The 19154-nt window shown below is 63.3% G+C and carries 19 protein-coding genes; 12 read left to right on the top strand and 7 right to left on the bottom strand.

The window, feature by feature from the left end; all coding sequences use genetic code 11:
• The first annotated feature begins 350 nt into the window (after positions 1-350).
• The 10 genes from FE240_RS06175 (at position 351) to FE240_RS06130 (ending at position 10578) form a co-directional block, all read left to right on the top strand.
• Positions 351-1472 carry an ABC transporter substrate-binding protein gene (locus tag FE240_RS06175; protein WP_193003802.1) on the top strand — a complete coding sequence of 374 codons (1122 nt, stop codon included), beginning with the start codon at positions 351-353 and terminating at the stop codon, positions 1470-1472.
• A gap of 102 nt (positions 1473-1574) precedes the next feature.
• A complete protein-coding gene (locus FE240_RS06170) occupies positions 1575-2627 on the top strand; it encodes a FecCD family ABC transporter permease (protein WP_193003801.1) in 1053 nt (350 codons plus the stop codon).
• Positions 2620-3390 carry an ABC transporter ATP-binding protein gene (locus FE240_RS06165; protein ID WP_193003800.1) on the top strand — a complete coding sequence of 257 codons (771 nt, stop codon included), beginning with the start codon at positions 2620-2622 and terminating at the stop codon, positions 3388-3390. Before FE240_RS06170 ends, FE240_RS06165 begins: the two co-directional genes overlap by 8 nt.
• 73 nt (positions 3391-3463) lie before the next feature.
• Entirely contained in the window at positions 3464-4690 is a 1227-nt protein-coding gene (locus tag FE240_RS06160; RefSeq protein WP_193003799.1) for an MFS transporter, read from the top strand.
• A gap of 157 nt (positions 4691-4847) precedes the next feature.
• A complete protein-coding gene (locus FE240_RS06155) occupies positions 4848-5690 on the top strand; it encodes a pseudouridine synthase (protein WP_193003798.1) in 843 nt (280 codons plus the stop codon).
• Positions 5690-6139, top strand: a complete 450-nt coding sequence (locus FE240_RS06150; RefSeq protein ID WP_193004466.1) for an NUDIX hydrolase — start codon at positions 5690-5692, stop codon at positions 6137-6139. The genes FE240_RS06155 and FE240_RS06150 overlap by 1 nt, the downstream gene beginning before the upstream one ends.
• 88 nt (positions 6140-6227) lie before the next feature.
• The gene (mnmA, locus tag FE240_RS06145; RefSeq protein ID WP_193003797.1) at positions 6228-7334 is read left to right on the top strand and encodes a tRNA 2-thiouridine(34) synthase MnmA; all 1107 of its coding nucleotides are present in this window, start codon (positions 6228-6230) and stop codon (positions 7332-7334) included.
• A 29-nt stretch (positions 7335-7363) separates the two neighbouring features.
• The gene (hflD, locus tag FE240_RS06140) at positions 7364-7978 is read left to right on the top strand and encodes a high frequency lysogenization protein HflD (protein WP_193003796.1); all 615 of its coding nucleotides are present in this window, start codon (positions 7364-7366) and stop codon (positions 7976-7978) included.
• Positions 7979-8010: 32 nt separating this feature from the next.
• Positions 8011-9381 (top strand): adenylosuccinate lyase, encoded by a 1371-nt coding sequence (gene purB / locus FE240_RS06135; RefSeq protein ID WP_193003795.1) that lies wholly within the window; start codon positions 8011-8013, stop codon positions 9379-9381.
• A 66-nt stretch (positions 9382-9447) separates the two neighbouring features.
• Positions 9448-10578, top strand: a complete 1131-nt coding sequence (locus tag FE240_RS06130; protein WP_042045831.1) for a ribosomal protein uL16 3-hydroxylase — start codon at positions 9448-9450, stop codon at positions 10576-10578.
• 61 nt (positions 10579-10639) lie between these two features.
• On the opposite strand, the gene FE240_RS06125 is transcribed toward FE240_RS06130, so the two are convergent.
• The 5 genes from FE240_RS06125 to FE240_RS06105 all read right to left on the bottom strand — a co-directional run bounded on the left by FE240_RS06125 (position 10640) and on the right by FE240_RS06105 (position 15525).
• Positions 10640-11671 carry a permease gene (locus FE240_RS06125; protein WP_193003794.1) on the bottom strand — a complete coding sequence of 344 codons (1032 nt, stop codon included), beginning with the start codon at positions 11669-11671 and terminating at the stop codon, positions 10640-10642.
• A gap of 157 nt (positions 11672-11828) precedes the next feature.
• Positions 11829-12341 (bottom strand): GNAT family N-acetyltransferase, encoded by a 513-nt coding sequence (locus tag FE240_RS06120; RefSeq protein ID WP_193003793.1) that lies wholly within the window; start codon positions 12339-12341, stop codon positions 11829-11831.
• A 109-nt stretch (positions 12342-12450) separates the two neighbouring features.
• Positions 12451-13089, bottom strand: coding sequence for a pyridoxamine 5'-phosphate oxidase (gene pdxH, locus FE240_RS06115; RefSeq protein WP_193003792.1), 639 nt, complete (start codon positions 13087-13089; stop codon positions 12451-12453).
• A gap of 103 nt (positions 13090-13192) precedes the next feature.
• Positions 13193-13516 carry a hypothetical protein gene (locus tag FE240_RS06110; RefSeq protein WP_193003791.1) on the bottom strand — a complete coding sequence of 108 codons (324 nt, stop codon included), beginning with the start codon at positions 13514-13516 and terminating at the stop codon, positions 13193-13195.
• Positions 13495-15525, bottom strand: coding sequence for a reprolysin-like metallopeptidase (locus FE240_RS06105; RefSeq protein ID WP_193003790.1), 2031 nt, complete (start codon positions 15523-15525; stop codon positions 13495-13497). The genes FE240_RS06110 and FE240_RS06105 overlap by 22 nt, the downstream gene beginning before the upstream one ends.
• 168 nt (positions 15526-15693) lie before the next feature.
• On the opposite strand from FE240_RS06105, the gene FE240_RS06100 reads away from it, so the two are divergent.
• Positions 15694-16905 carry an RsmB/NOP family class I SAM-dependent RNA methyltransferase gene (locus tag FE240_RS06100; RefSeq protein WP_193003789.1) on the top strand — a complete coding sequence of 404 codons (1212 nt, stop codon included), beginning with the start codon at positions 15694-15696 and terminating at the stop codon, positions 16903-16905.
• A gap of 69 nt (positions 16906-16974) precedes the next feature.
• On the opposite strand, the gene FE240_RS06095 is transcribed toward FE240_RS06100, so the two are convergent.
• On the bottom strand, positions 16975-17310 hold the full coding sequence (locus FE240_RS06095; protein ID WP_042045843.1) for a Grx4 family monothiol glutaredoxin: 336 nt from the start codon (positions 17308-17310) through the stop codon (positions 16975-16977).
• A 282-nt stretch (positions 17311-17592) separates the two neighbouring features.
• Here FE240_RS06095 and sodB point away from each other — a divergent pair, with 282 nt between their 5' ends.
• On the top strand, positions 17593-18177 hold the full coding sequence (sodB, locus tag FE240_RS06090) for a superoxide dismutase [Fe] (RefSeq protein ID WP_193003788.1): 585 nt from the start codon (positions 17593-17595) through the stop codon (positions 18175-18177).
• An 83-nt stretch (positions 18178-18260) separates the two neighbouring features.
• Here the strand turns inward: sodB and FE240_RS06085 are convergent, their stop codons facing one another.
• Complete coding sequence (locus FE240_RS06085) at positions 18261-19088, bottom strand: MlaA family lipoprotein (RefSeq protein ID WP_193003787.1); 828 nt, start codon at positions 19086-19088, stop codon at positions 18261-18263.
• Positions 19089-19154 lie beyond the last annotated feature (66 nt).

The following is a 19154-nucleotide window of genomic DNA, read 5'->3' as shown; positions in this document are numbered from 1 at the left end:
TTATCAATCTGATCATTTCGCGCGGCCATCTTAGCCCATCCCTTTACATAATCAAATGGCGAGCACGCAGGGCGAACCATAGTCGCGCACTGGATCACAATGCTCCCTATCCCAGGAAAAGCCACCCATTTTGCCCCCTCTGGCGGCAGTCCGGCACGGCGCGCTGGCGCCCTATCTCCCGCAACAGCGTCCTCGGCGCCCTCCATCCGTACCGCGCGATACTTCCCACGCACCGAGCCAGGACACACAAAAAGTAAGGACAATCCCTACAAATTCCATTGCTTTTCAAGTGGCAAATAGTAATAATTATCAATTTGCTTTTATACTCATCCCCCTGAGGTTCCCACACGATGTTTCGTCACCCCCTGGCAAGGCTACTGTTGCTTGGTCAGCTCGCTCTGGTGAGCTGGATGGCGCAGGCCAATTCCCCCGTTGAAGTGGAAGATGTAATGGGCCGCAAGGTCTCCCTCAACCTGCCCGCCAGCCGTATCGTGCTCGGTTTTTATCCCGAGGATTACCTGGCGGTGGCCGGTGAAGGCGGCGCCGATCGTCTGGTGGGGATGTCCCGCGGCTGGTTCGTCAAGTCCCGTCCCGCCATCTGGTCTCTCTATGTCGCCAAAGAGCCGCAACTGGCCAAGGTGCCTGACCTTGGCAACGTGCAGGATCAGAGTTTTTCCATCGAAAAGACCCTGGCGGTCAAACCCGATCTGGTGATCCTGGCAAAATGGCAATACGAGGCCCTGGCCCCGGATCTGCCGCGCTTCGAGCAGGCAGGGATCCCTGTGGTGGTGGTGGACTACAATGCCCAGACCCTTGCGCTCCACATGGCGAGCACCTTGCTGCTGGGCAAGGTGACCGGCCAAGAGGCTCGCGCCCAAAAGATGGCCGACGAGTACAAGGCCAAGATTGACACCATCACCTCGCGCATCGCTGCCGCGAAGCGCCAGCCACCCCGGGTCTATATCGAGCTCGGTGACAAGGGCCCGGCCGACTACAGCTACACCTATGGCAAGGACATGTGGGGCGCCATGGCCCTGCTGGCAGGCGGTGACAACGTCGCGGCCCCCTTCGTCGATCGCTGGGGCCCCATGCACCCGGAGCAGCTGCTGGCCAGCAAACCCGAGGTGATCCTGATGGCAGGTTACGAAAGCGTGAGCAGCGCAGAGGCGATGCAGGTGGGCCAGGACATCTCGGCTCAGACGGTGCTTCGCCGTTTGCAAGGCTTTGCCGCCCGCCCGGGCTGGAGCGAGCTGCCTGCCGTGCAGCAGGGCCGCCTCTATGCGGTCTATCACGGCGCCACCCGCAGCATCATGGATGCCGCCCTCATCGAGTTCATGGCCAAGGCCCTCTATCCGGATTTGTTCCAGGATATCGACCCCTTAGCCACCTATCAGGACTTCTATCGCCACTATCTGCCGATCCGTCCTCAGGGCACCTTTATGCTGGGCATCAAGCAGGGTGAAGCCAACTAAAGCCGGTCGTTCGGGCTCTGCCACACATAGGCAGGGCCCTCTTCATCCGCCCTCTTTTTCCCTTGTGGGCGCCCTCATGGCGCCCGTTTCAGGATTGACATCATGAATGATTTGGCTGCCTTGCAGCAGACTCTCACCCGGCAGCGGCAGAGGGAGCGCCGTCGCTGGCGCTGGCTGGCACTGCTTGCTCTGGTACTGTGCATCACGCTGGTGCTCGATATCGCCACCGGCCCCTCTCTGCTGGCCCTGCGCGATGTGATCGATGCCCTGCTCTCCCCCGCTCAGGCTGACCCCATGACCCGCACCATAGTCCATGACATGCGCCTGCCCATCGCCCTCATGGCCCTGGTGGTTGGCGCGGCCCTTGGTCTGGGCGGAGTGCAGATGCAGACCCTGCTGGACAACCCCCTCGCCAGCCCCTACACGCTGGGGCTGGCCGCAGCCGCCGGCCTTGGTGCGGCCCTCGCCCTCTACACCGGCGGCCTCGGGCTGCCCCCCCTGATAGCCATTCCCGCTGGCGCCTTCGTCCTGTGTATGTTGGCCTCCTGCCTGCTGTTTGGTCTGGCCATGATGCGCCATGTCAGCAACCAGACCCTGATCCTGGCGGGCATCGCCCTGTTGTTCCTGTTCCAGTCCCTGCTCTCCCTGCTGCAATTTCTCTCCTCCCCCGAGCTCAACCAGCAGATCCTGTTCTGGCTGTTTGGCAGCCTGATGCGCACCACCTGGGACGCCCTGGCCATCACCACAGTGGTGACCCTGATCTGCACCGTGCTCATCTACCGGGATGCCTGGGCCCTCACCAGCCTGCGCCTCGGGGAAGCCCGCGCCCGCAGCCTCGGTGTCAACGTGGACCGACTGCGCATAAAGACCCTGGTGCTGGTCGCCCTGCTGACCGCCACCGCCACCAGCTTTGTTGGCGTCATCGGCTTCGTCGGTCTGGTGGCCCCCCACATCGCCCGTATGCTGGTGGGGGAAGATCAGCGCTTTTTGATCCCGCTCTCCGCCCTGTGCGGCGCCTGCATGCTCTCGGCCGCCTCGGTGCTCTCCAAGTCGATCATTCCGGGGGCCCTCTTCCCCATCGGCATCGTCACCGCGCTCATTGGCGTGCCCTTCTTCATCTGGTTGATCCTCGGCAGGGGGCGTAAACGTGCTTGAACTATCCCGACTCTCCCTCTCTATCGGCCAGCAGACCCTGCTGCGGGATCTCAACCTGACCCTGCAACCGGGCCAGGTGCATGTGATCATCGGCCCGAACGGAACCGGCAAGACCTCCTTGCTGCGCGCCCTCTTTGGCGAGCTGACCCCGGACGGCGGTGACATCCGCTTAGGGGGCCAGAGCGCCCGTCAGATGACGCAGGCCAGTTGGCGCCAACAGTTTGGCTACATGCCCCAGAACATTCAGCTGGAGCTGGATTTGAGCGTCATCGAGGTGGTGGTACTCGGGCGCCTCGACAGCCTCTCCATGCGCCTCGCCGACGAGGACATCCTGGCCGCCGGCCGCGCCCTGCAAGCGCTCGGCATCGCCCATCTGGCGGATCGCCCCCTTTACTCCTTAAGCGGTGGCCAGCGACAGATGGTGCTGTTCGCTCAGGTATTGCTGCGCAACCCCCGCATCATGATGCTGGACGAGCCGGTCAGCGCGCTGGATCTGCACCACCAGATGCAACTGATGGAGCACTTAAACCAGCAGACCCGAGAGCAGCAGTGGATCACCCTGGTGGTGCTGCACGATCTCAATCTGGCCGCCCAGTTTGCCGATCAGCTGATCGTGCTGGCCGATGGCGATCTGCAAGCCTTCGGCCCCCCCGCCCAAGTGCTCGACGCCCCCCTCATCGAACGCCTCTACCATGTGCCGGTAGAGATAAGCCACGATCAGAGCGGCATCCCCTTCCTTCGAACCGTACGCAGACAACCATGATGGCCATCAGAGCAAACGCCCCGAGCCGCAGACCACCACAGGGGGCGCACAGCCACCCCCGGAGCCATGAAGCATGAGCGGCGCCTCCTACTGGCGTGACTGGCAGGGCATGAGCCCGGCCGCCCGCCTGCTCATCACCAACGGGCTGGCCTTCAACCTCGGCTTTTACATGATGATGCCCTTCCTCGCCCAGCACATGGGCAGCGGGCTAGGGCTGGCCGGCTGGGCCTGTGGTCTGGTCATGGGGATGCGGGTCTTCAGCCAGCAGGGACTGTTTCTACTCGGGGGAACGCTGGGAGATCGCATCGGCTATCACCCCGCCATCGTCTGGGGCTGCCTGGTGCGATCGGTCGGCTTCGTGCTGCTGGGCTGGGCCGAGTCCCTGCCCATCCTGCTGCTGGCCGCCGCCCTCACCGGCTTTGCCGGGGCCCTGTTCACCCCCTGCGCCCAGGCCTATCTCGCCAGCGAATGCCACAACCCTAGCCAGCGTCAGCGCGCCTTTGCCCTGCACAACTTGGCCAGTGAGGCGGGCATGCTGCTTGGCCCCCTGGTTGGCCTGACCTTGACCCAGCAGAGCTATACCCTGACCGGGTTCCTGGCGGCGAGCCTATTTGCCCTGCTCGGGGTGTTGCAGTATCGGGTGCTGCCCAAACGCCCGGTCAGTCGCCAGACCCCGCGCGGTGCCATCTTGTCCCAGTGGGGCACCATAGTGCGCCAGCGCCCCTTTATGACCTTCACCCTGCTGGCGGGCAGTTATCAGATCCTGTTCCACCAGCTCTATCTGGCCCTGCCCGCCCACATCCAGAGCCTGCCGGACGCCACCCACCTGATCGGCGGCGTCTTCACCCTCTCGGCGGTGATCGGCGTCCTGCTCCAGCTGCCGGCCTCGCGCCTAGTGGAGCGCCGCCTAGGGGTGCCGCTCGCCATGGGGCTCGGCATCGGCCTGATGGGCGTAAGTTATCTGGCCCTGCCCCTGCTCGCCCCCTGGCCGACGGCGGGGGTCATGGTGCAGGTGGCCCTGCTCTCCTTGGGCTCCATTCTCTGCTTCCCGCTCTTTGCCGCCCAGCTGCCCCGCTACGCGCCGCCTGAGCAGCTCGCCAGCTACTACGGCTTCTATGCCAGTACCGGCGGCTGCATGGCGCTCGTGGGCAACCTGCTGATCGGCTTTATGCTGGGGGACGCAGGCACCCGCCCCGTCACCGCCATCTGGCTGTTGCTGGCGCTGATCGGCCTGCTGGTCGGGCTCGGCCTCTATGCCCACCTCAGGGGCTCAATGGCCACAAGCACCACCACGCCATGATGGATGGACGGGCAACGGCACCAAACGAGCGGGCGTGAAGTGCGCATCGGCCAGCGGCGGGAATCGTGCTATCTGGCCGATGCAGTAACGGGCGCGGGCCCATGCTCCCACCTCCCTGTGATACACTGCCCCCTCCCCAGTTTTTGGTCTGTTTGCGATGAAACCTGCCCGTCCCCGCCGCTCCCTCGCCGAGCGCGCCACCCCTTCTGGCCGCACCGCCCGTGCCGGAGCCCAGCGGCCCGCTTCTGCACGTCCGCGCCCTGGCAGCCAACCCGATCAGCCGGCGCGGCAAAAGCCGGCCGTGGCCCCTGCCGATCGCAAGCTGCTGCTGCTCAACAAGCCCTACATGGTGCTGTGCCAGTTTACCGACGAGGCAGGAAGGGAGACGCTCAAGGATTACATCACCGAGCCCGGTATTTACGCCGCCGGACGGCTCGACCGGGACAGCGAGGGGCTCTTGCTGCTCACCAACGACGGCATCTTGCAGGCACGCCTCACTCAGCCGGGCGAAAAGCTGCCCAAGACCTATTGGGTACAGGTGGAAGGGGAGCCCTCGGACGAGGCCATCTCGGCCCTGTGCGCCGGGGTGACCCTCAATGACGGCCCCACCCTGCCGGCCGAGGTGCGCCGCATGGCGCCACCTGCTGTATGGGAGCGCACCCCGCCCATCCGTGAGCGCAAGGCCATTCCCACCTGCTGGCTCGAGATCAAGATCGTCGAGGGGCGCAACCGCCAAGTGCGGCGCATGACCGCCCACATCGGCCACCCGACGCTGCGCCTCATCCGCTACGCCATCGGCGAGTGGACCCTAGACGGCCTGGCACCGGGCGAGCACAGCGCCGTGCCGGCCCCCGCACTGCCGCCGGCTCGCCGCGCCGCCCCAGAGCGCCGGTCAGGGGCCAAGCCCCCCCGGCCTTCATCGTCCTCCACCGGCAAAGGCCGTGCCACCGCCCGCCGTCCGGCCCGTCGCCACCCCGGTAAACAAGGAGCCTCATCATGATGGAAACCCGCCTCACCGTCGCCGCCCTGGTTCACTGGCAGGGGCGCTTTCTGATGGTGGAAGAGGAGATAGGTGGGGAGCGGCGCTTTAACCAGCCCGCCGGCCACGTAGAGGCAGGGGAGACCCTGACGGAGGCGATGTGCCGCGAGTTGTACGAAGAGAGCGGCCTGAGGCTAGCGCCCACCGCCTGGCTCGGTGCCAGCCTGTTTCGCCCGCACGACACCGCCGCCACCTATGTGCGTTTTGCCTTTGTGTTCGAACTTGAAAATCCGCCCGGCGACCACCATCCAGAAGATCCGGACGGTGATGTGCTCGCCTGCCACTGGTGGACCCGCGAGGAGATCGCCGAGCGGCGCGCCAGCCTGCGCAGCCCTCTGGTGTGGCAGACCATCGACAACTATCTGGCCGGCACCCGCTTGCCGCTGCATGCCTTACAGGCCCATATGTGACCGTGTATTACGGGTGCAGTCCGATATGACCCGGGGCGCGAACTTCTGGTAGAATGCGCCCCGTCAAATGCAAGGATTTTCACAACTGATGACAGACAACAGCCAAATCAAGGTGATCGTCGGCATGTCCGGCGGCGTGGACTCTTCCGTCTCGGCCTACCTGCTCAAGCAGCAGGGCTATCAGGTCGAAGGCTTGTTCATGAAGAACTGGGAAGAGGACGACACGGACGAGTACTGCTCTGCCGCCCAGGATTTGGCTGATGCCAAGGCCGTGTGCGACAAGCTCGGCATCGAGCTTCACACCATCAACTTCGCCGCCGAGTACTGGGACAACGTGTTCGAGCACTTCTTGGAAGAGTACAAGGCCGGCCGCACGCCGAACCCCGATATCCTGTGTAACAAGGAGATCAAGTTCAAGGCGTTCCTGGAGTTTGCCGCCGAAGAGCTGGGCGCCCACTACATCGCCACCGGCCACTATGTGCGCCGCGACGACTCGACCGGCCGCCCGCGCCTGCTGCGCGGCCTCGACGGCAACAAGGATCAGAGCTACTTCCTCTACACCTTAAGCGAAGCTCAGGTGGGACAGAGCCTGTTCCCGGTCGGGGATCTGGAAAAGCCCGAAGTGCGCCGCATCGCCGAGGAGCTGGATCTCGTCACCGCCAAGAAAAAAGACTCCACCGGCATCTGCTTTATCGGTGAGCGTAAGTTCCGGGATTTTCTGGCCCAATACCTGCCGGCCAAGCCGGGCCCCATTGAAACCGTGGATGGCCAGATCATCGGCGAGCACCAAGGATTGATGTATCACACCCTGGGTCAGCGCAAGGGCCTTGGCATCGGCGGGCGAAAAGACGCCAGTGAAGAGCCCTGGTACGTGGTCGATAAAGAGGTGGCGCGCAATACGCTTATCGTGGCGCAAGGGGAGCACCCGCGGCTCTACTCCGACGGCCTCATCGCCAGCCAGTTGCACTGGGTCGACCGCACCCCGATCCGCGCGCCGCGCCGGGTCACCGTCAAGACCCGCTATCGCCAGCAGGATGTTCCCTGCCTCATCGAGCCTATCGACGACCTGACCATCCGTGTCACCTTCGATGAGCCGGTGTCCGCCGTCACGCCGGGCCAGTCCGCCGTCTTCTACGACGGTGAGGTGTGCCTCGGCGGTGGTGTCATCGAGCAACGTTTCAGCCACGGCGCCTAAGCGCCCACTGCATCCAAAAGGCACAAAACGTGAGCGACAAGTATCAAGATCGCACCATGGCGTTCGCTGGCATCTGCCAGGCGGCCGCCCTGGTCCAGCAGGTGGCCCGTAACGGCGCCTGCGACGAGGCCGCCCTGCGCGAGAGCCTCTCCAGCGTACTGGTGACCAATCCGAGCCATCCGCTTGAGGTCTACAACAACACCCACCTGGCCATTCGTGACGGCTACCGCGCCTTAGTCGAGCAGCTCGGCGCCGACGGCAGCCAGAAAAATGCCGAGCTGACCCGCTATGTGGTGAGCCTGATCGCCCTTGAGCGCAAGCTGGCCAAGCGGCGTGATCTGCTGGCCATGCTGAGCGAGCGGATCGGCCAGATCGATCGCCAGTTGCAGCACTTCGATCTGCTCGACGAGCAGGTGCTGGCCAACATGGCCAGCATCTACAGCGACCTCATCAGCCCCATCGGGCCGCGCATCCAGGTGGCGGGCACCCCGCTCTACTTGCAGCAGCCCATGGTGCAGCACAAGGTGCGTGCCCTGCTGCTGGCCGGGATCCGCGCCGTGGTGCTGTGGCGCCAGCTCGGCGGCAGCCGCACCCAGATCATCTTCGCCCGCAAGAAGATGGTGGAGCTGGCCAAGCAATACTGATTCCCCCACACCAACCATCAGGAGTTCACCACATGGAACTGTCAGCACTGACTGCTGTTTCTCCGATCGATGGCCGTTACGGCGACAAGGCGGCGGCGCTGCGCCCCATCTTCTCCGAATACGGCCTGCTGCGTTTTCGCGTTGAAGTGGAAGTGCGCTGGCTGCAAAAGCTGGCCAACACCGCCGGGATCCCGGAAGTGCCCGCCTTCAGCCGCGACGCCAACGCACTGCTCGACGGGATCGTCAGTGGCTTCTGCGAGGCCGACGCGGCCCGCATCAAGGAGATCGAACGCACCACCAATCACGATGTGAAGGCGGTCGAGTACTTCCTGAAGGAGAAAGTGGCGGTGCTGCCCGAGCTGGAGGCCGTCTCCGAGTTCATCCACTTCGCCTGCACCTCGGAAGACATCAACAACAACTCCCACGGTCTGATGCTTAAAGCCGCGCGGGAAGAGGTGATCAAGCCCTACTGCGAAAAACTCATCGCCGAAATCAAACGTTTGGCTCATGAGTACCGCGACCTGCCGCTGCTCTCGCGCACCCACGGTCAGCCGGCCACTCCGAGCACCATGGGCAAGGAGATGGCCAACGTCGCCTATCGCCTGGAGCGCCAGTTCAAGCAGATCATGGCGGTCGAGTTCCTCGGCAAGATCAACGGCGCCGTGGGCAACTACAACGCCCACCTCAGCGCCTACCCGGAAGTGGACTGGCACCAGTTCTCCGAGGAGTTTGTCACCTCCCTCGGCCTGACCTGGAACCCCTACACCACCCAGATCGAGCCGCACGACTACATCGCCGAGCTGTTCGATGCCCTGGCGCGCTTTAACACCATCCTCATCGACTTCGATCGCGATGTGTGGGGCTACATCTCGCTCGGTCACTTCAAGCAGCGCACCATCGCCGGCGAGATCGGCTCCTCCACCATGCCGCACAAGGTCAACCCGATCGACTTTGAGAACTCCGAAGGCAACCTGGGGCTGGCCAATGCCGTGTTCCAGCACCTGGCCGCCAAGCTGCCGATCTCCCGCTGGCAGCGCGATCTGACCGACTCGACCGTGCTGCGTAACCTTGGCGTGGCGGTGGGCTACTCCCTGATCGCCTATCAGGCGACCCTCAAGGGGATCTCCAAGCTCGAAGCCAACGGCGACGCCATGGCCGCCGATCTAGATGCCAACTGGGAAGTGCTGGCCGAGCCGATCCAGACCGTGATGCGCCGCTACGGCATCGAGAAGCCCTACGAGAAGCTCAAAGAGCTGACCCGTGGCCGCCGCGTCGACGCCGAGGGGATGCGCACCTTCATCGACACGCTGGAGCTGCCGGAGGCGGTGAAGGTCGAGCTGAAAAAGCTGACCCCGGCCAACTACATTGGCGCCGCCCAGCGCCTGGTGGACGAACTCAAGTAAGCGTCCACCTTTCAGAGGGGCCCACCGGGCCCCTTTGCCGTTTTACTGAACCGCTAAAGAGACACCATGTACGAACTCAATCTCGATATCGCCCATTTCCTCGAGCACTACTGGCAAAAGCGCCCGCTCCTCATCAAGGGTGGCTTCAAGGACTTTGCCGACCCCATCACGCCGGATGAGCTGGCGGGGCTGGCCATGGAGCAGGAGGTGGAGTCCCGCCTGGTGACCCGCTTCGACGGCAAGTGGCATGCCGAACACGGCCCCTTCGAAGCCTATGACCACCTGGGCGAGGAGAACTGGACCATCCTGGTACAGGCGTGCAACCACTGGAGCCCCGAGGTCAACGAGCTGGCTATCCCGTTCCAGTTCATCCCCGGCTGGCGCTTTGACGACGTGATGGTGAGCTTCTCCACCCCAGGGGCCGGTGTTGGCCCGCACATCGACAACTACGACGTTTTCATCACCCAGGGGATCGGCCGCCGCCACTGGCGGGTGGGCGATGCCCTGCCCCTCAACGAGTTCGCCGCTCACGGCGCCCTGCGCCACTGCGAGCCGTTCGATGCCATCATCGATGCGGTGCTGGAGCCGGGTGATATCCTCTACATCCCGCCCGGATTCCCCCACGAGGGCTATGCCATCGAGCCGGCCATGAACTACTCGACCGGTTTCCGTGCCCCCGATGCCCGCGATCTGCTCTCCTCCTTTGCCGATCACCTGATCGACAACGAGATCACCACCGAGCGCTACGGCGACCCGGATCTCAAGGCGCGCGAGCACCACGGCGAAATTCAGCCCCATGAGCTGCACCGCCTGCGCGAGCTGATGCAGCACGCCCTCGATGACGACACCCTGTTCAAGGCCTGGTTTGGCGCCATGATCTCCGAGGCCAAGCACGATCTCGACGTGGTGCCGGTCGACCCGGACTACAGCGAGGAGGAGGTCGCCAACCTACTCGCCAGCGGCGAGCCGGCCATCCGGGTGCCGGGCCTGCGCTGCGTGCGCTTCGCCGATGCCAGCGATCACTGCTACATCGACGGCGAGAGCTGGTCGCTGCCAAGCAGCGATCCCACCGCACTGGCACTGCTGTGCGATCGCGACGTGGTGACCCAGAGCGACATGGTGACCCTCGAAGATCAGGCCGGCTTCCTGACGCTGTTTACCCGCCTGGTCAACCGTGGCTACTGGTTCTTCGGCTAATTTATCTGATGACTATCGACAAAAAGGGCGCCCATGGGCGCCCTTTTGCGTTTGATGAGGCTTAACCCGCCAGCAGGCCGGTCAGCACCCCGACCCCCACCACCACGGCGGCGGTGAGCCACAGAGCCCGGGCCGGGAAGCTCTTTCGCAGCATCAGCAGCGAAGGCAGGCTCACCGCCGGCAGGGTCACCAGCAGCGCCAGCGCCGGCCCCATGCCAAGCCCGGCCGCCAACATGGCCTGGGTGATGGGGATCTCGGCGGCCGTCGGGATCACAAACAGGGTCCCCGCCAGCGCCATGCCAAGCAGCCAGCCCATGCCATCACCGAGTTGCCCTGCATGGGGGAACAGCCACACCTGGGCGGCGCCCAGCGCCATCACCGCCAGCACATAGGCCGGCACCGTGCTGACAAACAGCCGCCACAGGGCCTGGCCCCAACGTGGCCAGAAGCCGGCAGGCCGCGCCTCGGGCTCCGGCAGGAGAACCGGATCGACGGGCGCCGACTCACGCACCAGACGGCCCACCAGTGCCGCCACGCCGAACACGATGACCAGACCGGCCACCAGCCGCAGCAGGGTGAACTGCCAGCCCAGCACAAACCCCATGAAGATGAGGGTGGCGGGATTGAGCAGCGGATTGCCGAGCCAGAAGGCCAGCGCCCCGCCCATCGAGACCGAGCACTTGCGCATGCCAGCGGCCACCGGCGCGGCGCAGCAGGTGCACATCATGGCGGGCAGGGAGAAGAGGGAGCCCAATAGCGAGCTGCGCAGCCGCTCCTGGCCGAGGGCGCGGCGCAGCCACTGGGCCGGGATCAGCACCTGAATGAGGGAACCGAGCAGTATGCCGAGCAGCGCCGCCTTCCAGACCGCCTTGAAATAGAGCAAGGTGTAGTCGATGGCCGCTTGCAGCGGCGCCGACTCCAGCCCTGCCAGCACCGAGGCGCCGATGGTGTGGCTCTGCGCCGCACTGAGCGCCTTGCCGTAGTAGGGTTGCCATTTCACCAGCCACAGGCCGGCGGCCATCAACGCGAAGAAGATCAGGGGCTTCCACCAGGCGCGTTGGGGCGCCTGGTGAGTGAGGGGTTGCACTGACATGGGGATCCTTTCTCTGAACCGTTGCCTAACTGAAATCGGCCGCTCCGCTCTGATGACGGACTGACCTAAAAACCGGGCGTAGAGAGTAACACGTTCCACGGCGCAGTAGAGAGGCGTGCTTTTGATGAAAACGCGGCGGCCCATCGGCCGCCGCGGTTCACTCCTGCTCGTCCGGTAATGCATCAAACAGGGGGTGATAGAGCACCTCCCCCTGAATGCCGGTCAAGCTGCCGGGCTCAAGCTCCATCGCCATGAAGCACTCAGCGGGCACCTCGTAGATGCAGTGCAGACCGAACTCGCTCGCCGGGCGAAACCCGAAACGCTGGTAGTAAAGGGGATCCCCCAGCACCACCACCGCCTTCCAGTCCATCTCGAGTGCCGTATCGAGCCCCTCGCGCACCAGATCCGAGCCTATCCCCTGCCCCTGCCACTGCGGGTGCACGGCAAGCGGGGCCAGACCGAGCCAAGGGCCCTCCTGGCCGTCGATGGTCACTGGGCTCATCAGCAGATGCCCCATGAACTCATACTCTTCCTCTTCCACCATGGTGACCACGGCGGCGCCACTTTCGCGCAGGCGGTTGACCAACTCGGCCTCGTCGCCGCGGCCAAAGGCGGCCTCAAGCAGTTCCTGAACCGGCAGCATATCGCCAGGACGTTCGGTTCTCAGCATGACCTCTCTCTCTTTGCGCTAGGGACGGCGCATTATTTCACAAGGCAGGGGAGAAACTGAGCCTGCCATATCAAAAATGAGGGAATGTCCCTTTTTTATCGGTCACGGATCAAGGGGCCAGACGCTCGACCTGCCACCCCTCCCCGACCCGGGTGTAGTAGAAGCGGTCGTGCAGCCGATGCTCACCGCCCTGCCAGAACTCGACGGTATCGATCACCACCCGGTAGCCCCCCCAGAAGCTCGGCAGGGGCACCTCCCCCTTGGCAAACTTCTGCTTGAGTTCGAGGAATTTGGACTCGAGCACGCCGCGCGCCGAGATACGCGAGGATTGCTGGGAGACCCAGGCGGCGATCTGGCTCTCTTTGGGACGGCTGTGGAAGTACTTCATCACCTCCAGCGTGCTGAGCTTCTCAACCCGGCCGGTGACATGCACCTGCCGATCCAACATGTGCCAGGGAAACAGCAGGCTGATGCGCGGGTTGCCATCTAGCTGGTGCGCCTTGCGGCTGCCCATGTTGGTGTAAAACAGCATGCCGGCCGCATCGTAGTGCTTGAGCAGCACGGTGCGCTGCCAGGGCTGCCCCTCGCTGTCGACGGTCGCCACCACCATGGCGGTGGGATCGGAGAGGCGCGCCTCACAGGCCTGAGCCAGCCATTTTTCAAACAGGGTCAGCGGCTCGGCCGGCAGATCGGCACGGCGCAGCCCCCCTTTGGTGTATTCACGGCGCAGATCGGCCACGTCCATCATCTTGATTCCCTTAGCTACGGCACACGAAAGCCCCCATTGTGCGCGTGGCCGGCAGATGAGACAACCTCCAAAGAGGCGGGGAGGCTCACGCCTCCCCGCTTCATTACTGCGCCGCCTTGCAGTGCGGCAACATCAGCCGGTTGTACTCGCTGGCATAGAGAACCCGCTTAGTATGCTGCTCCTGCTCACCGGGGCGGATGACATCCCCCAGCCCCTCAAGGTAGCGGATGCCACAGCGCGCCTTGGCATCGGCCTGCTCCCCGGCAGGGATGCCCGGCGCCGTCTGCCCGCGCCCGGCCCGCACAATGAGGCGGGTATCACCGGCCTTGAGGCTGGCCTGCACGTCGGCCTGCGGCCCCTGTGCCTGCACCTGGCAGCCTGCCAGCAACGCCAGCACCGTCAGAACTAAGGGTTGCGCCGACGCCACAGGGCACCTCCTGCCAGCAGCAGACCGAACAGACCGAAGGCACCACCGCCGCCGCCACCGCCGTTGTCGCTGCCCTGGTTATTACCGCCGCTGTCGAGCACCGCCAGCTTGGGCGAGAGGGCAAAGAAGATGTTGTCGCTGCACGCCACCTTGAGGCGCGAAGGAGAGGTAATGCCGCTGGGGATGGTGACCTTGGCCGTACCGCTGTTCGCCACTGAGCTAGCCAGCGCCAGCCAGCGCTTACCCTCGTCGTTGGTCAGGCTGATGTCGACCTTGGCACAGTTGATGGGGGGCTGATCGGTGTCACCCACGTTCCACTGCACTGTGTTCTCAGTGCCCATGGTGAGGCTCAGGGATGTAGGTGGAACCACAGCAAAGGGAGAACTCGTGGGCACGACCTGCACCGCCCGCTCAGCACTGGTCACGCCGCCCTTGTTGTCGCGGGCAGTCAGACGAAAATGCAGGGTGCGCGCCGTGGTCGGCCAGGCTTCCCCCTTAGCCAGGGAGCCGCTTAGCAGCGATGAGAGGGCCGGCAGGGTGCGCTCGGGCTGCGCGGTGGGGGGCACAAAACGGAACAAAGGGCGGCTGCCGTCATCGACCATGGTCTCAGCACTGTCGGAGGCCGTGCCGAGATCGATTTGCTCCCAGGTGTAACTCAGGGTATCCCCATCCGGATCACTGCCGCTGCCCACCAGCACGAAGGGGGTGCGCGCCGGAATGACGCTGTTGTTGCCGCCATTGACCTCAGGGGGGCGGTTGCCACTGGCCACTGCAGTGCCGCAGCTCGCCACCATCGCAATATGCGCCTTCATCTGCTCAATCGACTTGCTGTGGAAGTAGGGATCGCTATTAGCCTGCAAGTTCTCATCAGTACTCCCATCAGCGCAGATCCCCGCATAGGCCATGATGGTACTGCCGCTGCCCGGCTCCCAGGCCTGGTCAGTCGCCCGGTTGCCACCGCCGCAACTGCCGGTGGTGCCGTTGAAGGTGTGCTCAGCTCCCATCTGGTGACCAATCTCGTGGGCCACATAGTCGATGAAGAAGGCATCCCCGGTGGGTTGATCGGAGCCCGTCATGCCCGCCGCCTTCTCCTCGCCGGCGCAGAGCACGCCAAGGCCCGCCAGGCCACCCCCGCCGGTGTTGACCACGTGACCGATGTCATAGGGGCCAATCTTGCCGTTGGTGAACGCCTCACGTTGCACCTGCATGTTCTTGGTGACGTCGTTCTTGTCGTAAAGGCTGCTGAAAGAGGTGTAATTTGGGTTATCCCCGTTATAGAAGGGATCGGTATTGGGATCGGTGAAGATCAGCTCGTCGTTGCCGCTCACCAGTTGGAACTCCACCCCGAGATCGCGCTGGTAGACCTGATTCACCCGGTTGAGCAGGGTGGCGATGGCGGTCATCGCCAGCGTCTTGGAGCCCCCAAAGAACTGGGTGTACTCACCGGCCGCCGAGATGGCAATGCGATAGGTGCGCTTTTCATTACCCTCACTCACCACCTGGCGTGCCAGGGTGCTCTTGGCACTGCCGAGCACCTTGTCGGCCTCTTCATTCAAGCGGCTGTCGGCATCGCGCTGGTCATAGACGGCGAAGCGGCCACCGGGCAGCGGATCGACATAGATGAGGCGCCCCTGATGGCTGAACACGGCGTGAAAGCCGTTGTCACCGACGTCAAAACGGCCGGTCTGGGTCGGGTCGCTGACGTTCTCCCCTTTAAAGGTGCGAATCGTCGGATAACGCGCCGCCAGATCGGCGGGCAGCAGATCGTAGGCCGTAATGTTGAAGGTGACGCTCCCCCCCTCAGGCAGAGGAAGCTCGAGAGTCCCCATCGACTGGTAGAGCCCCGCGAGATAGTCGGCGGCCACATCGACCACCCGGTACTGGCTGGCCCGCACCTCGCCGGTATGACTACCCCGCTCAGCCAGTGTCTGCCATTGTCCGGCCTGCGCCGCGCCAGCAAGTGACCCCGCCACCCATAATGCCAGCCTGATACTTGTTGTTAATCGCATTGCAATATCCTTTCGCAACTTATTGTTATAAAAAGGGAAGCTTATCATTCCCCGGTTTTAGCACTGCGTCTAGTGCCCCATATCACACTTCCCTCTACTGGGTGAAGGTTGCGCCCCACCAGTCTAGTCCCTATCATTGCGCGGTTTGAACTGGCCAAGGTTACTCTCATGCTCAAGTCCCCCTTACATCCCCGCCTCGGCGATCTGGTTGCCGCTCTGCTCGATGACGTGCTCAACCAGGGCATGCCGCTCGATCGCGCCTACTCCCGTCGCTTCTCGGGGTTGAGCCTCAAGCCCTTCGAGCAGGCCCGGATCGCCTTGGTCACCGGCGATCTGCTACGCCGCCTCAACCTCTATTGCGCCCTGGCCGGCATCCAGGTGCGTCAGGCCGGCAAGATGGGATGGCCCTTGCTGCTGGCGTGGCATGCGTTCCACCGCATTGCGATGCCGAACCACCGTAGCCTGGATCGCTTCAAGGAGGAGACCTTCCGCTTCCGCCTGCAAGACGTGAAGAAGAACCCGGCCCTGATGGACGGTTGCCCGACCTGGCTCGATAAGCTTGGCACCGACCAGCTGGGTGAAGGCTGGCCGCGCGAGCGGGCCGCCCTGAGCGAGATGCCCCGGCGCTTCGTGCGCGTCAACACCCTCAAAGGGGACAAGGCCGCGCTGCTGGCTCAGTTCAAAAAAGAGGGGGTCGAGGCCATCGAGGTGGAAGGGGTCGACACGGCCCTTGAGATCACCTCTGATGCTGCCCTGTTCAAGACCAAGGCGTTCAAGGATGGCCTGTTTGAGCAGCAGGACGCCGGCTCCCAGAAGGTGGCCGCCGCCCTCGCCGTTGAGCCGGGCATGCGAGTCATCGACGCCTGCGCCGGTGCCGGTGGCAAAACGCTGCACATCGCCGCGGCCATGCAGGGCAAGGGGCGCCTCATCGCCATGGATGTGGAGCAGTGGAAGCTCGACAACCTCAAAGAGCGCGCCCGCCGCGCCGGTGCCCACAACGTCGAGACCCGCCTCATCGAAGACAGCAAGACCATCAAGCGCCTGAAAGAGAGCGCCGATCGGGTGCTGCTGGACGTGCCCTGCTCGGGCCTTGGCGTGCTCAAGCGCAACCCCGATACCAAGTGGAAGGACACCGCCGAGCGTCTCGCCCCGCTGGTGGCGCTACAGGCAGAGATCCTCGAGAGCTACAGCCGCATGGTGAAAGTGGGCGGCATCTTGGTCTATGCCACCTGCTCCATCCTGCCGATGGAGAACCGCGCCCAGATCGATGCCTTCCTGGCCAAGAACGATCGTTTCCGTCTCATTGAGGACGAGAGCATCAGCCCGGCAGAGACCGGCTTCGACGGCTTCTACCTGGCTCGTCTCGAGCGCATCGCCTGAGCCTAGGGCAACTTTTCGCACAAAAAAGGAGCCTTTCGGCTCCTTTTTTTACTCTTATCAGCGCGACGATTACGCCTCGTCTTGCTTGTACTTGGCCGCGGTTTCCTTGATCAAGGTCTGCAACTCGCCCGCCTGATACATCTCCAGCATGATGTCGCAGCCGCCGATCAGCTCACCTTCTACCCACAGCTGCGGGAACGTGGGCCAGTTGGCGAACTTGGGCAACTCGGCGCGGATGTCCGGATTTTGCAGTATGTCGACATAGGCGAACGGCTCGCCGCACGCCATCATGGCTTGGGAAGCCTGAGCGGAGAAGCCGCAGCTCGGCAGCTTGGGGGAGCCCTTCATGTACAGGATGATGGGGTTCTCTGCCAGTTGCTGCTTGATCTTGTCGATGGTTTCCATGAATGCCTCACATTGCACGTTGTTGGCGCCCATTCTACCCCATGGGATGCGCCTCACAAACTTACAAAGTCAGGGGTTATTACCCTCTTTTTCATCTTTGTATGCCTTTTTGATCCATATCATGGCAAGCCCTGTGGTTGTGACTCTAGTCACTAAGCGCTACAATCCGGCCGTCCCTATTGGGCTTATCCCAATATTTCTAAAAAGATTTCTTTTCTCAGGGAAAAGAAACCGTAATGTCGTGCAACCATCGCCCCGGCGATCGCCAATGGAGAGTAGACAATGGCATTCGAACTTCCCGCTCTGCCCTACGCAATCAATGCACTGGAACCGCACATCTCCCAGGAGACCCTGGAGTACCACCACGGCAAGCACCACAACACCTATGTGGTTAACCTGAACAACCTGGTACCGGGCACCGAGTTTGAAGGCAAGTCCCTGGAAGAGATCATCAAGACCTCCAGCGCTGGCATCTTCAACAACGCCGCCCAGATCTGGAACCACACCTTCTACTGGCACTGCCTCTCCCCGAACGGCGGTGGCGAGCCCACCGGCGCCCTGGCCGATGCCATCAACCAAGCGTTCGGCTCCTTCGCCGAGTTCAAGGATGCCTTCACCAAGTCTGCTATCGCCAACTTCGGCTCCAGCTGGACTTGGCTGGTGAAGAAGGCTGACGGCTCCCTGGCCATCATGAACACCTCCAACGCCGGTTGCCCGCTGACCGAAGCCGGTGTCACCCCGCTGCTGACCGTCGACCTGTGGGAGCACGCCTACTACATCGATTTCCGCAACCTGCGTCCGAAGTACATGGAAGCCTTCTGGGCCCTGGTGAACTGGGAGTTCGCCGCCAAGAACCTGGCTGCCTGATTGACCCAATGAAAACGCCCCGCACTGCGGGGCGTTTTTTTATCTCCAGCCAATAAAAGTAGGCGCCCGCAGGCGCCTGGTTTTCACTGGTCAATCTCGTCCATGTAGTCATCAAGATGCTCGTCATCGTTTTGTGACGGGCTCTTGCCTTGCGCCCCTTCACCAAACGAGCTCTGCTTACCTTCCACCTTGGTCTGGTTGTATTGCAGATAGAAGCCCTTGGTCAGGCTGTAGGGATCGAGCGCGTTGTCGATGATGGGCTCTTGATCGATGAGCTTGGAGCGATTGCCCACCCCGTTGAGCGCCCAGTGCACCGCCCTCAGCGGCAGCGTCAACAGGGCATAGGGGAAGTAGAGGGTATCGACCGTGTCCCCCACCAACTGGCGGGTAGTGGTGGGGCCGTAAACCGGCACCATCAGATAGGCGCCATCACCGATGCTCATCCGCCCCAGCACAGTGGAGAGTTCCAGCTTGTTGCGCTCCAGCCCGACGTGCTTGGCCACATCGAAGATGCCGAGCAGGCCGACCGTGGTGTTGAGGGTAAAGCGGCCCAGGTTGGTGCCGGCACCGGCCAGATCGCCCGAGATCAGGTGGTTGACCATGCTACTCGGCTCGTTGAAGTTCTCGACCAAGTTCTCGATACCGGTCTTGACCGACTCAGGCACATGATTGGCATAGGCGTGCACCACGGGGCGGGCCACATAAGGCTCGAGCACGTCATAGTTCACCGCCCACATGGCCCGGTTAGTCCCCTCAAACGGGTCCTTGGGATCATTGGCGGTACTGACCGCCTTGGCATTGGGGGCCGGCCCCATGGGATCGGGAAGAGTCTCGGGCCCCTGCTTGGGGGGGCCGCCGGCACAGCCGGCCAGCAGAAGAAAAGGCAATAACGCCGCCACTCGCAGTTGCATCGTAGGCACCATCTCTGTTGTTGTACTTGGCTTTATTCTATATGAACCCGGCCCCTCAAGAGGGGG

This window comes from Aeromonas simiae, assembly GCF_014892695.1.
Lineage (GTDB): Bacteria > Pseudomonadota > Gammaproteobacteria > Enterobacterales > Aeromonadaceae > Aeromonas > Aeromonas simiae.
Note: the sequence above shows the minus strand (reverse complement) of the source record. Positions and strands in the feature narration are given on the sequence as shown.

Excerpts from the sequence above, each read along its gene's own strand:
- FE240_RS06100 (WP_193003789.1), top strand. The coding sequence starts at position 15,694 with ATGCTCAAGTCCCCCTTACATCCCCGCCTCGGCGATCTGGTTGCCGCT.
- FE240_RS06155 (WP_193003798.1), top strand. The coding sequence starts at position 4,848 with ATGAAACCTGCCCGTCCCCGCCGCTCCCTCGCCGAGCGCGCCACCCCT.
- pdxH (WP_193003792.1), bottom strand. The coding sequence starts at position 13,089 with ATGATGGACGTGGCCGATCTGCGCCGTGAATACACCAAAGGGGGGCTG.
- FE240_RS06105 (WP_193003790.1), bottom strand. The coding sequence starts at position 15,525 with ATGCGATTAACAACAAGTATCAGGCTGGCATTATGGGTGGCGGGGTCA.
- FE240_RS06085 (WP_193003787.1), bottom strand. The coding sequence starts at position 19,088 with ATGCAACTGCGAGTGGCGGCGTTATTGCCTTTTCTTCTGCTGGCCGGC.
- mnmA (WP_193003797.1), top strand. The coding sequence starts at position 6,228 with ATGACAGACAACAGCCAAATCAAGGTGATCGTCGGCATGTCCGGCGGC.
- FE240_RS06125 (WP_193003794.1), bottom strand. The coding sequence starts at position 11,671 with ATGTCAGTGCAACCCCTCACTCACCAGGCGCCCCAACGCGCCTGGTGG.
- FE240_RS06160 (WP_193003799.1), top strand. The coding sequence starts at position 3,464 with ATGAGCGGCGCCTCCTACTGGCGTGACTGGCAGGGCATGAGCCCGGCC.
- FE240_RS06170 (WP_193003801.1), top strand. The coding sequence starts at position 1,575 with ATGAATGATTTGGCTGCCTTGCAGCAGACTCTCACCCGGCAGCGGCAG.
- FE240_RS06150 (WP_193004466.1), top strand. The coding sequence starts at position 5,690 with ATGGAAACCCGCCTCACCGTCGCCGCCCTGGTTCACTGGCAGGGGCGC.
- FE240_RS06120 (WP_193003793.1), bottom strand. The coding sequence starts at position 12,341 with ATGCTGAGAACCGAACGTCCTGGCGATATGCTGCCGGTTCAGGAACTG.
- FE240_RS06130 (WP_042045831.1), top strand. The coding sequence starts at position 9,448 with ATGTACGAACTCAATCTCGATATCGCCCATTTCCTCGAGCACTACTGG.
- purB (WP_193003795.1), top strand. The coding sequence starts at position 8,011 with ATGGAACTGTCAGCACTGACTGCTGTTTCTCCGATCGATGGCCGTTAC.
- FE240_RS06175 (WP_193003802.1), top strand. The coding sequence starts at position 351 with ATGTTTCGTCACCCCCTGGCAAGGCTACTGTTGCTTGGTCAGCTCGCT.
- sodB (WP_193003788.1), top strand. The coding sequence starts at position 17,593 with ATGGCATTCGAACTTCCCGCTCTGCCCTACGCAATCAATGCACTGGAA.
- FE240_RS06095 (WP_042045843.1), bottom strand. The coding sequence starts at position 17,310 with ATGGAAACCATCGACAAGATCAAGCAGCAACTGGCAGAGAACCCCATC.